General features: G+C 76.1%; 11 protein-coding genes. 4 read left to right on the forward strand and 7 right to left on the reverse strand.

Annotated elements, in window-relative coordinates; genetic code table 11:
• Positions 1 to 97 precede the first annotated feature (97 nt).
• The gene (locus ACRYM2_RS21370) at positions 98 to 1,198 is read left to right on the forward strand and encodes a ScyD/ScyE family protein (protein WP_432524554.1); all 1,101 of its coding nucleotides are present in this window, start codon (positions 98 to 100) and stop codon (positions 1,196 to 1,198) included.
• A 66-nt stretch (positions 1,199 to 1,264) separates the two neighbouring features.
• On the opposite strand, the gene ACRYM2_RS21375 is transcribed toward ACRYM2_RS21370, so the two are convergent.
• From ACRYM2_RS21375 to ACRYM2_RS21390, 4 genes are all read right to left on the reverse strand, one after another.
• Positions 1,265 to 2,107 (reverse strand): HpcH/HpaI aldolase/citrate lyase family protein, encoded by an 843-nt coding sequence (locus ACRYM2_RS21375; RefSeq protein ID WP_432524556.1) that lies wholly within the window; start codon positions 2,105 to 2,107, stop codon positions 1,265 to 1,267.
• An 86-nt stretch (positions 2,108 to 2,193) separates the two neighbouring features.
• Positions 2,194 to 3,549, reverse strand: a complete 1,356-nt coding sequence (locus tag ACRYM2_RS21380) for an 8-oxoguanine deaminase (RefSeq protein ID WP_432524558.1) — start codon at positions 3,547 to 3,549, stop codon at positions 2,194 to 2,196.
• Positions 3,550 to 3,674: 125 nt separating this feature from the next.
• A complete protein-coding gene (locus ACRYM2_RS21385; RefSeq protein ID WP_432524560.1) occupies positions 3,675 to 4,187 on the reverse strand; it encodes a Dps family protein in 513 nt (170 codons plus the stop codon).
• A 31-nt stretch (positions 4,188 to 4,218) separates the two neighbouring features.
• Positions 4,219 to 4,659 carry a Fur family transcriptional regulator gene (locus tag ACRYM2_RS21390; RefSeq protein ID WP_432524562.1) on the reverse strand — a complete coding sequence of 147 codons (441 nt, stop codon included), beginning with the start codon at positions 4,657 to 4,659 and terminating at the stop codon, positions 4,219 to 4,221.
• Positions 4,660 to 4,832: 173 nt separating this feature from the next.
• Here ACRYM2_RS21390 and ACRYM2_RS21395 point away from each other — a divergent pair, with 173 nt between their 5' ends.
• A complete protein-coding gene (locus ACRYM2_RS21395; protein ID WP_432524564.1) occupies positions 4,833 to 5,360 on the forward strand; it encodes an AMIN-like domain-containing (lipo)protein in 528 nt (175 codons plus the stop codon).
• A gap of 83 nt (positions 5,361 to 5,443) precedes the next feature.
• Here ACRYM2_RS21395 and ACRYM2_RS21400 read toward each other — a convergent pair whose 3' ends face one another.
• Both ACRYM2_RS21400 and ACRYM2_RS21405 read right to left on the reverse strand, forming a co-directional pair.
• Positions 5,444 to 7,534, reverse strand: coding sequence for an MDR family MFS transporter (locus ACRYM2_RS21400; RefSeq protein ID WP_432524565.1), 2,091 nt, complete (start codon positions 7,532 to 7,534; stop codon positions 5,444 to 5,446).
• Positions 7,531 to 8,046, reverse strand: coding sequence for a MarR family winged helix-turn-helix transcriptional regulator (locus ACRYM2_RS21405; protein WP_432524568.1), 516 nt, complete (start codon positions 8,044 to 8,046; stop codon positions 7,531 to 7,533). The genes ACRYM2_RS21400 and ACRYM2_RS21405 overlap by 4 nt, the downstream gene beginning before the upstream one ends.
• 357 nt (positions 8,047 to 8,403) lie before the next feature.
• Here ACRYM2_RS21405 and ACRYM2_RS21410 point away from each other — a divergent pair, with 357 nt between their 5' ends.
• Positions 8,404 to 8,823 (forward strand): ATP-binding protein, encoded by a 420-nt coding sequence (locus ACRYM2_RS21410; RefSeq protein WP_432524570.1) that lies wholly within the window; start codon positions 8,404 to 8,406, stop codon positions 8,821 to 8,823.
• Between the two features lie 67 nt (positions 8,824 to 8,890).
• On the forward strand, positions 8,891 to 10,915 hold the full coding sequence (locus ACRYM2_RS21415; protein WP_432524572.1) for a bifunctional copper resistance protein CopD/cytochrome c oxidase assembly protein: 2,025 nt from the start codon (positions 8,891 to 8,893) through the stop codon (positions 10,913 to 10,915).
• A gap of 24 nt (positions 10,916 to 10,939) precedes the next feature.
• Here the strand turns inward: ACRYM2_RS21415 and ACRYM2_RS21420 are convergent.
• The coding region (locus ACRYM2_RS21420; RefSeq protein ID WP_432524575.1) for an anti-sigma factor at positions 10,940 to 11,685 on the reverse strand (746 nt) is incomplete at its 5' end.

The raw sequence follows: 11,685 nt of genomic DNA on the forward strand, positions 1-11,685 counted from the left end.
GCAGTCCCCCGGCCGGGGGACTGCACAGCGCCCGCACAGCGGAGTACCGTCCGGCGCGCAGGGAACGGCGAGGTTCCCGTGACGTGAGGAGAAGGCCATGGCGCACCGGCTCCAGTCAGCAGCACTCGTCCTCGTCGCCGCAGCCGCGACGGCGGTCACCACGACCGCCCCGGCGCACGCCGCGACGGAACACCACGACCACGACCCGATCACCGTGGTCGCCGACGGCCTCGACGACCCGTTCGGGTTGTCGGCCGAGAACGGCAGGTTCTACGTCGCCGAGAGCGGCACCGGCGAGATCAGCGGGATCATCCCCGGCGGGGACGGGCCCAGCGTCCGCCTCGCCGACATCACCGGCCTCACCGGGGTCGACCGCCGCGACGGCACCCTGTTCTACCTCACGGGCGAGGCCGAACCCGGCACCAGCGGCGGCTCGACGCTGTGGACCTCCCGGCGCGGGGAACCGCGCAGGGCCCTGGCCGACCTCATGGCCCACGAGCTGGCCGAGAACCCCGACGGCCAGCGGCAGTTCGGCGACGACGGCGCACCGCTGGACGCGCTGAGCAACCCGTTCGCCGTGCTCGCCGGCCGCGGCGGGCACGAGGCGTACGCCTACGTCGCCGACGCCGGGGCGAACGCCGTCCTCGCGGTCGACGCGAAGGGCGCGGTCAGCACGTTCTTCGTGCCGCCGGTCGTCACGACCGGTGCGTGCGAGGGGCTGGAGAACAACGACCCCGAGCACACCGGCTGCGACTCGGTGCCGACGGGACTGGCCTGGGGACCGGACGGCAACCTCCACGTCTCCACCCTCGGCTCCGAGGCCCCGGGCGCGGCGCGCGTGTACGTCCTGGACCCGCACGACGGCTCGGTCGTGGAGGTGCTCGACGGCTTCACCGGCGCGGTCGGGGTGGCCGTCGGCGACGACGGCTCGGTGTACGTGTCGGAACTGCTGGAGGGCGCCCCGGCCACGGAGGAACCGCCGCCGGGCTTCGACATCAGCACGGTCGGGCAGGTCGTGCGCGTCGCCCCCGACGGCACCCGCAGCGCTGCGCAGGTGACGCTGCCGGTGGGCCTGCGCTTCGCCGGCGGGGCGCTGTACTCCACGGCGTGGAGCGTGGCGGGCGCGTTCCTCGGCCAGAGCGGCCTCGGGCAGGTCGTGCGCGTCGACGCCGCCGCGTTCAGCCCGCTGGCGGACTGAACCGGTCGGAGCGCGCGGAGCGCTCCCGCGGGGGTCCCGGCACCCGGGGCCCCCGCGGGAGGGCGGTCACAGCGGCTGGATGCCGAACGCGTCGGCCAGTTCCTGGATGCGGCGGGCGCGACCCAGGCGGGGCAGGTCGGAACCGTCGCGCACGACGCCGCCGCTCTTCTCGAAGTCGGCGATGAAGTCGCGGGCCCAGGTGGCGTCCGAGACGTTCGGGCTCATGACCTCGTTGATGACGTAGGCCTGCTCGCGGTCCAGGCAGAGCTTGCCCATCATGCCCATCGCCACGCCGACGCTGGAGGACTCGCGCAGCTCCGGGTGGCCGCCGCCGGTGGTGGGGCCGTCGATGGGGCCGGGCAGGCGCCCGATCGCGCTGGCGGTCACGAGGCGGCTGCGCGGGTAGGCCATCGCGAGGTCCTCCGCGCCGGCGCCGGTGTCGCGGCGGTAGTCCCCGGAACCGAAGGCCAGCCGGAACGTGCCGCGGGCGGTCGCGATCTCGCGGGCCTCCTCGATGCCGAGCGCGGACTCGCACAGCGCCACGACGAGGGCGCGGCCGCCGAGCGCGTGCCAGGTGGCGTCGACCTGCTCACCGGCCTCGGTCTTGGCGAGCATGACGCCGAGCAGGTTGGGCACGCCCTTGAGCGCGTCGACGTCGTCGCGCCAGTGCGGGGTGGTGACGTCGTTGATGCGCACGAACGCCTGCCCGCCCTCGCTCAGCCAGCGGATGACGTCCTCGCGGGCGGAGTCCTTGCGGCTGGGGTCGACCGCGTCCTCGAGGTCGAGGACGACCTGGTCGGCGCGGGAGGCGAGCGAGACGTCGAACAGCTCCGTCCGGGTCGCGTTGACCAGCAACCACGTGCGCGCGTAGCGGGGCTCGACGATGTGCACCTTGCGTTCAGCCGTCATCCCCCGACGGTAGCGCCGCGCCCGGGGGTGCCGGGGCGCCCCGGGCGGCGGCAGTGGCGAGTCTCACGTCGCGCGTCCCCGGGCGGTCAGCGCCGGGCGAGCACCCGCCGCCGGGCCGCCACGAGGTCGGCGACCGCCCGCTGCTCGGAGGTCGTGCGCAGCTGCCCGTCCTCGACGACGACGCGCCCCTCGACGGTCGTGAGCGCCAGCGGCGGCGTCGGGCCGATGACGAGGGCGACGACCGGGTCGTCGAGGTCCGCGTGGCCCAGGCCCCTGAGGTCCCAGACCGCCAGGTCGGCGCGCTTGCCGACCTCGATCGAGCCGATCTCCGCCGAGCGGCCCACGCAGGCCGCACCGCCGGCGGTGGCCGCGCGCAGCGCGTCCCGGGCGCTCATCGCGTCCGGGCCGCCGCGCAGCCGCGCGGTGTAGACCATCTGCCGCAGCTCGTCGGCCAGCGAACCCTGCTCGCTGGAGGCGGCGCCGTCCACGCCCAGGCCGAGGGGGACGCCGGCCTCCAGCAGGTCGCGGGCGCGCGCGGCGCCCGCGCCCAGGCGGGCGTTGGAGCTGGGGCAGTGCGCCACGGAACTGCCCGTGCGGGCCAGCGTGGCGATGTCGGCGTCGGACAGGTGCACGCAGTGCGCCAGCCACACGTCGGGACCCAGCCAGCCGAGGTCCTCCAGGACCTCGACGGGGCGGGCGCCGAAGGTGCGGGCGCAGAACTCCTCCTCGTCGGCGGTCTCCGCGAGGTGGGTGTGCCGGCGGATGCCGAGCTCGGCGGCCTGGGCCGCGGTCTGGCGCAGCAGCTCCGGGGTCACCGAGAACGGCGAGCAGGGGGCCGCGCCGATGCGCACCATCGAGGACGGCGAGGGGTCGTGGTGGCGGGCGACGGCGTCGGCGGTCGCGGTCAGCACCGCCTCGACGTCCTCGACGACGGAGTCCGGCGGCAGCCCGCCCGCGGAGGCGCCGAGGTCCATCGAGCCGCGGGTGGGGGAGAAGCGCAGCCCGACGGTCGCGGCCGCCTCGATCGTCGCGGCGAGCTGGTCGCCGCCCTCGCGCGGGTGCAGGTAGTGGTGGTCGGTCGTCGTCGTGCAACCGGTGAGCGCGAGGCGGGCCAGGCCCGCCCGGGCGGCGGCCTCGACGTCGTCGGCGCGCAGCAGCGCCCACAGCGGGTACAGCGTCGTCAGCCAGTCGAACAGGCCCTCGTCGACGGCGAAGCCGCGCGTGGCCCACTGGTAGAGGTGGTGGTGGGTGTTGACGAACCCGGGGGTCACCAGGTGCCCCCGGGCGTCGACGACGCGGTCGGCGACGGTGCCCGGCGGCGCCTGGCCCGCACCGACGGCGGCGATGGCCCCGTCGCGCACGAGGACGTGCCCCTCGGCGTGTTCGGTCCCCGCGGCGTCGACGGTCGCGACGGCGGCCCCGGTGATCAGCAGGCTCGGCACGGGCCGATCCTGCCCCACCGGGGCCGGCCGCGGGTCGGCGCCCGGGTCAGCGGCGGGTCAGCGCCCGGGTCAGCGGCGGGTCAGCGCCCGGGTCAGCGGCGGGTCAGCGGCGGGTCAGCGGCGGGTCAGCGGCGCGGTGCGCGGTTCTCCGAGCCGATCATCCAGGCCTGCTTCTCGAGCTCGTGGATGATGCCGTGCAGCAGGTCGGCGGTCGTGGGGTCCTCGGCGTCGACCGGGTCGTGCACCCGGCGCAGCGTGTCGACGGTGCGGCGGGTGAGCGCGACGACCGCCTCGACGGCGGCCGTCGTCTCGATCTCGTCGGCGCCGAAGTCGCCGATGGTGCTCTGCGCGGCGACGGTCTGCGGTCGGGCGTCCGGGACGCCGCCGACGGCGCGCATGCGCTCGGCGATGGTGTCGCTCGCCTCGCGGGCGGCCTCGACGAGCGCGTCGAGCTGCAGGTGCAGGTCGCGCCAGTTGCGGCCGACGATGTTCCAGTGCGCCTGCTTGCCCTGCAGGTGCAGCGCGGTGAGGTCGACGAGGACCTGCTGGAGGGAGCCGTTCAGCCGCCCGCTGGCCTGGAAGCCGGGGACGTGCGTCTGGTCGAGGCCGGTGGTGGTGACGTCCTGCGTGGTGGTCATCGCGAACCCTTCCGGATCGGTGGTGTGATCTTCAGCGTGCGGGGGAGCCGGCGCATTCCGCGCAGGAGCCCCACCAGGTGATCTCCGCCCGGTCGACCACGGGGAACCCCGGGTCGGTGGCGGGGAGCAGGCACGGCGGTGCGCCGTGCGCGCACTCGACGTCGACGACGGTCCCGCAGCCGCGGCAGACCAGGTGGTGGTGCCCGTCGCCCACCCGCGTCTCGTAGCGCACCGCGGACCCCGCGGGCTGGATGCTGCGCAGCAGCCCGGCGCCGGTGAGGTCGTCGAGGACGTTGGCCAGGCTCTGCCGGGACATCGTGCGCCCCGCGCGGGCGAGCTGCCCGGCGATGTCGCCGGAGCTCGCGTGGGGTGCCCCGAGGACGACCTCCAGGACCGCGCGGCGCGGAGCCGTGGAGCGCAGGCCGGCGCCGCGCAGCAGCTCCTCGGCCGTGGTCGCGCGCTCCGTGGTCATGTGTCGACCGTACGCCTCCTTTGGACGTTGTCAAAAGAAGGGGAGCCTGCCCTGCCGGAGGGCAGGCTTGCCGCAGCTCCTCGCGCAGACCCCTGTCGCGCTGCCCGCCGCGGGAGGACGATGGGCGCGGTGGCCGGACGGCACGGCGCCGTCCCCGCCGGGAGGAGGCCGCGATGAGGCGGTCAGCGGCACTGGCGTCCCTGCTCCTGGGTGCGGCCCTGGTGGGCCTGGCGCCCCCGGCCGCGGCGCGGGCGGCCTGCCCAGCCGGCTGGGGTTCGCTGCCGCGCAGCGCGCCCTCGGAGCGGGACGGGGAGGTCGTGGACGTGCGCACCGGCACGCACGCCTGCTACGACCGGTTCGTGGTGGACCTCGCCGGTCGCGGCGACGGCCACTTCGTCCGCTACGTCGACCAGGTGCGCCACGACGGGTCCGGGGACGTGGTCAGGCTGCGCGGCGGGGCGCGGCTGGAGGTGGTCGTCGTCGAGCCGGTCGTCGCCACCGACGCCCTCTTCCTGCCCGACGGCGAGCTGGCCGACGTGCGCGGGTACCCGACGCTGCGGCACGTGGCGTGGGCCGGTTCGTTCGAGGGGCAGACGACCTTCGGGCTGGGCGTGCGCGCCCGGCTGCCGTTCCGGGTCCTCGCGCTGGACGGTCCCGGTGCCGGCGCGCGGCTCGTCGTGGACGTCGCCCACCGCTGGTGACGCGGCGGCCCGCCGCCGCGCCCGCACGCACGAGGGCCCCGGAGCGGGTGCTCCGGGGCCCTCGGTGCCGGTCGTGCCCGGCGTCAGCTCTGCGCGCCGACCCCCTGCGCCGGCTGCGCGGGGTGCGGCAGGCCGTCCGCCCCGTGCCCGGCGTGCCGGCCGCGCGGCGCCGCCGCGTCCTCGCCCAGCGCCGCCTCGATCGAGGGGTCGTCCAGGCCCAGCTCGCGCAGGTTCTCCACCGCGGCGTCGAAGGTGGCCTCGCGGCGCGCGGCCTCCTCGGCCAGCTCCTCCATGGCGCGCTGCGCGGCCTTGGCCTGCTGCACGCCGCTGCGGATGCGCTCGGCGAGCTCACCCGGTGCCATGTCCGTCCCGGCCTGCTCCACGTCCGCGACCGCAGACCCGGCCCGGGCGCTCGCGCCACCGCTCGCACCGCCGGTGCCGGCGCTCGCACCCGCGTGCGCGCTCGTGGCGTCCTGGGTCTGCTGCACGGAGCCGCCGGCCGCGGCGACGGGGGCCTGCGCGGCCTGCTCGCCGCCGCTCTGGCCGCCGGCCGGCGGGGCGCCGTGACCGCCGCCCGCGCCGCGCAGCGGCAGCGAGGGCAGGAACAGCATGGTGACGAACCCGGCGACCATGACGATGGCGGCGACCAGGTAGATGGTGCTCGTGGAGTCGGTGAAGCCGACCTTGAACGGGTGGGACACCGCGTCGGGCAGGGTGCTCAGGATCGAGGTGTCGTCCTGCGCGCGGGCCAGGACGCCCTGCAGGCCGGCCTGGTCCAGCCCGGCCTCCTGCAGCCCGGCCTGGAACTCCGGCGTGCGGCCGGCCGCGGCGTAGGCCGTGCCGATCTTGTCGCCGAGGGTGGAGAAGAGGATCGACAGGAAGACCGCGGTGCCCAGCGTGCCGCCCATCTGGCGGAAGAACGTCACCGAGCTGGTCGCGACGCCGATCTCGGTGCGCGAGGCCGCGTTCTGCACGGCGAGGATGACCGGCTGCATGTTGCCGCCCAGGCCCCAGCCCATGAGGAGCATGGCGATCATCGTCTGCCAGGTCGGGGTGTCGGCGTTCACCCGGGAGAAGAGGAACAGCGCGACGACCATGAGGCCGGTGCCGACCACGGGCAGCACCTTGTACTTCCCGGTGCGGGCGATGAACTGCCCGGAGAACGCCGAGCCGCTCATGATGCCCAGGACGACCGGCAGCATGGCCAGGCCGCCCATCGTGGGGGTGAGGCCCTTGACGACCTGCAGGTACTGCGGCAGGACGGCGAAGACGCCGAACATGCCCATGCCGAGGATGAACGAGCCGAGGCTGCCGACGACGAACGTGCGCCCGCGGAACATGCGCAGCGGCAGCAGCGCCTCCTCGCCGTAGGCGCGCTCGGCCAGGACGAACGCCACGAAGCCGGCGGCGCCGACGGCGTAGCAGATCAGCGCACCGGCCGAGCCCCAGCCCCACTCGCGGCCCTGCTCGGCGACCAGCAGCAGCGGCACCAGGCAGGAGACGAGCGCGATCGCGCCCGGCCAGTCGATGCGGTGGTGGCTGGTGCGCTTGGGCAGGTGCAGGTTGCGCATGACGACGATCAGCGCCAGGGCGCCCAGCGGCACGTTGATCCAGAAGATCCAGCGCCAGCCGGCCAGGCCCAGCAGGGAGTCCAGGCCGGAGAAGAACCCGCCGGCGACGGGGCCCAGCACGCTGGAGGTGCCGAAGACCATCATGAAGTAGGCCTGGTACTTGGCCCGCTCCCGGGCCGGGACCACGTCGGCGATGATCGTCAGCGCCAGCGACATCAGGCCGCCGGCGCCCAGGCCCTGCAGGGCGCGCCAGGCGGCGAGCTCGTACATCGACGTCGAGATCCCGCACAGCGCGGAGCCGATGACGAAGATCGTGATGGCGGCGATGAAGAACGGCCGCCGGCCGTACATGTCGGACAGCTTCCCGTACAGCGGCGTCGAGATCGTCGACGTGATGAGGAAGGCCGTCGTCGCCCACGCCTGCAGGGAGAACCCGTCGAGGTCGTCGGCGATGGTGCGGATGGCGGTGGAGACGATCGTCTGGTCCAGCGCGCCGAGGAACATCCCCAGGAGCAGGCCGGACAGGATCGCCATGATCTGCCGGTGGGTGAACACCGGCGCCTCGGGTGCTGCCGGTCCCGGACCGGCGGTCGTGCTGCTCATGCGATCTCCTGGGCGTGGGGCGGGGCGGGGCGGAGGGAGTCGAGGCGGGCCTGCTCCAGGCCGTCGGCGAACCGGCCGAGCAGGGCGGTGAAGGTGACGAGCTCCTCGCGGGTGAACCCCTCGACGGCGCGGGCCAGCCGCTCGTGGCGGCGCTCCTTCATGGCGGTGACGACCTCGTGGCCCTCGTCGGTGACGGCCAGCAGGCTGGCGCGGCCGTCGTCGGGGTCGGGCAGCTTCTCGAGCAGGCCGCGCTTGACGAGGTCACCCGTCTGGCGGCTCGTCGTGGACGGGTCGGTGCCCAGGCGCTCGGCGAGGGCGGTGACGCGCAGCGGTCCGGCGTCGGCCAGGTGGAAGAGGACGAGGTGCATCGCGCGCTCGACCTCGCTCTGGCCGCGGGCCAGCTGGGCCTTGAGGGCGTGCAGCGCGCGCACCTGCCGGCCCACCTGGTCGGCCAGGGCGGCGACCTCGGCGGGGTGGCGCAGCGGGGAGCCCTCGGAGGGGGTGGCCGTCACCGGACGGTCCCCCGGGGCGGGGCAGGACATCGATCGGCTCCAGGGTGCGGGAGTGTCGCGCGGGGATCGTCGGCCTCGTGGTGTAACGGCCGGCCCCGCGGGGACGAAGTACCAGCCGGGGCATCGGCCGGGACGGCCAGATCCTTGACTGCTACATGCAACGAACGTGGACAAGCTACCAGCCGCGGGTGCGGGACGGGGGACTGCGACGTGTCGATCGACCACCAGGGTGCGGGGCCCTGCCGCACCGGGGTGCCCGACGGGCGCCGCCAGGCGGGTGGCACCCTGCTGACTGCTCCGTTCGAGCTGCGCTGCGCTACGGTGCCTAGTAACTCTATGTATCGGGAGAGCCACGTAGTGTCAGTCACGAACTGGTCGAGCGAGACGACGCTGGCACCCGACCCCACCTCCTCCCGCGCAGCGCGCCGCATCGTGGCCGACTGGTGCATCCGCGAGGGCGTGATCGGCGACGTCGTCGACACCCTGCTGCTGCTGACGGCCGAGCTGGTCACCAACGCCGTCCTGCACGGGCGCAGCGAGGTCGTCCTGCGCATCGGCCGCGCCGGGCACCGCGTGCGCGTCGGCGTCGGCGACGAGAACACCCGGCTGCCGCAGCGCCGCGACCTGGACCCCGACGCCCTCAACGGCCGCGGCATCGCCCTCGTCGAGGCCCTCGCCGACGCCCACGGCGTCGACGTCGACGCCCTCGGCAAGACCGTCTGGTTCGACGTCACCACCGCGCACGCCCCCGTGCGCAGCGCCCGCGTCAGCGCCTGAGCGCACCGGCCGCCCCGCGGCCCACCCGCCGCCGGGCCGTGTCCGCCCGGCGACCTACCCTGGTCCGGTGGCCGCACCCATCCGACCGGCCCGCAGCGCACCCCCGGTCCCCGGCGTCCTGCTGACCTCGGTCGCCGTCGTCCTCGCCGCGCTCGCGGTCCTGCTCACCGCCCTCGCCCTCGCCGGCGGGCTGGCCCCCTCCGTGCTCGGCGACCCGGGGCCCCTCGTCCGCTACGGCCTGCCCGTGGCCCGCACCGTGCACGACCTGGCCGCCTCGCTGGCCGTCGGCGCCTTCGCCGTCGCCACCGTCCTGCTGCCGCACCCGTCGGCGGCCTGGACGCGCGCCGTGCGCACCGCCGGGACCGCCGCCGGGGTCTGGGCCGTGGCCGCGCTGCTCGTCCTGGTGCTCACCGCGATGGACGTCATCGGCGCCGCCCCCGGCGCCGACGGCTTCGGCGCCCAGTTCGCCCAGTTCGCCCAGCAGATCGACCTGGGCCGCGCGCTGCTGGTCACCACCGTGCTGGCCGCCGTCGTCGCCACCGTCGGCGCCGCGGCCACCACCCCCACCGGCGCCGCCTGGGGCACCGCGCTGGCGGTGCTCGCCCTGCTGCCGCTGTCGCTGTCCGGGCACGCCTCCGGCTCGGCCTCGCACGAGACGGCGGTCAGCTCGCTCGCCTTCCACCTCGTCGGCGTCACCGTCTGGGTCGGCGGCCTGGCCGCGGTGCTGCTCGTGACCCCCTGGCGCGGGCGCTCGTCCGTCCCGCTCGCCGCGGGCGAGCGGCCCCTCGACCTGCCGGTGCTGGCCCGGCGCTACTCCACGATCGCCCTGTGGTGCTTCGCGGCCGTCGCGCTGTCGGGGGTCGTCAACGCCTCCGTGCGCCTGGGCGGCTGGTCCGGGCTGGCCTCCGGCTACGGCGCCCTCGTCGTCGCCAAGGTCGTCGCCCTGGTCGCCCTGGGGGCGCTGGGCGCCTGGCACCGGCGGCGGACCATCCCGCTGCTGGCCACCCGCCCGCGCGCCTTCGCGCGCATCGCCGCCGGCGAGCTGGTGCTGATGGGCGCCGCGACCGGCCTCGGCGTCGCGCTCAGCCGCAGCCCCACCCCGGTGCCCGACGACGCCCCGGGCTCCTCCGCGGCCGAGGAGCTGCTCGGCGAGCCGGTCCCGCCGCCGCTGAGCGCCGCCCGCTGGTTCACCGAGACCTCCCCGGACCTGCTGTGGCTGACCATCGGGGTGCTGGCCCTCGTCGGCTACCTGCTCGGGGTGCGCCGGCTGCGCGCCCGCGGCGACGGCTGGCCGGTGGGCCGCACGATCTGGTGGGTGGTCGGCTGCCTGGCGCTGCTGTTCGTCACCAGCGGCGGCCCCGCCGCCTACGGCCGGATCACCTTCAGCGCCCACATGCTCCAGCACATGCTGCTGACGATGGTGGTGCCGCCGATGCTCGTGCTCGGCGCGCCCGTCACCCTGGCGGTGCGCGTGCTGCCCGCGCGCCGCGACGGCTCGCGCGGCGCCCGCGAGTGGCTGCTGACGATCGTGCACTCGCGCTACCTGGCCCTCGTGGGGCACCCGCTGGTGGCGGCCGCGCTCTTCGCCGGCTCGCTCATCGTCTTCTACTACTCGCCGCTGTTCGAGCTCGCGCTGCGCACCCACGTCGGGCACGAGCTGATGATGGTCCACTTCCTCGGCACGGGGTACCTGTTCGCCTCCGTGCTCATCGGCGTCGACCCCGGCGCCCACCGGCCCGCCTACCCGCTGCGGCTGATCCTGCTGCTGGCGACGATGGGCTTCCACGCCTTCTTCGGCGTCGCCCTCATGCAGGGCACCCAGCTGCTGGCCGCCGACTGGTTCGCCCAGATGACCCCCGGCGCGGACCTGCTGGCCGACCAGCAGGAGGGCGGGGACATCGCCTGGGGCATCGGCGAGGTGCCCACCCTGGTGCTCGTGCTGGGCGTGGCGATCGGCTGGTCGCGCTCGGACACCCGGGAGAACCGCCGCCGCGACCGGGCCGCCGCCCGCGACGGCGACGCCGAGCTGGCCCGCTACAACGCGATGCTGCAGCAGATGGCCGACCGCGGGGGCAGCCGCGACGGCGGCTGACCGGGACGCGGCTGACCGGCCGGGTCAGGTCCGCGGGGCGAGCGTGCCGCGCAGCACGCTGTCTCCGCCGTGGGCCGGGTCGCCGTCGGCCGCCTCCCGGCTGACGTCGACGGTGGACCAGCGCCCGACGTCCACGCTCGCGGGCAGCGCGACCGTCAGGTCGGCGGCGCCGTCGACCGGGTCGACGGCACCGAGAGCGACCAGGCCGCCGTCGGCGTCCAGCAGCCACGCCTCCAGGTAGCCGTCCTCGGCGGGGGCCACGCCCTGCACGTGCAGGTGCACCAGGCGGCGCTCGCCGACGCTCTCCACCTCGGCGCTGCCCGAGCCGGAACCCTGCAGCGGGTCCAGCCGCGCGGCGGCCACCACCACCGGCGCGGTGCCCGGGTCCGGCCCGCCCTGCGGCGAGCGGGCGCCCAGCAGCCCGCCGAGCGCCCCGCCGACGGCCAGGCCGACCAGCAGCGCCGCCGCCACCGGCAGCCGGCGCCGCAGCCCCGACCGCCCCGCCGCGCCTCCCGCCGACCCTCCCGCCGGCCGCCGCAGCGGGGTCACCGGCACGGGCTGCGCGCCTCCTGCGGGGGTTCCGGAGGTCCCGGGGTTCCCGGGGTCCGCGTCCGGCGGGGTGCGCGGCTGCGCGCGCACGCCGGTGGCGCGGGCGACCGCCGCCCAGGTGCCCGCGGGGCCCCCGGCGGGGTCGTCGCGCTCGTCGGAGGCGGCCGCCCCCCCCCCCGTGCGCCCCACCCCGCCCACAGCGCGGGCGCGCCCGCCGGCGC

Origin of the sequence: Kineococcus aridisoli (assembly GCF_050871885.1) — a bacterium.
GTDB lineage: Bacteria > Actinomycetota > Actinomycetes > Actinomycetales > Kineococcaceae > Kineococcus.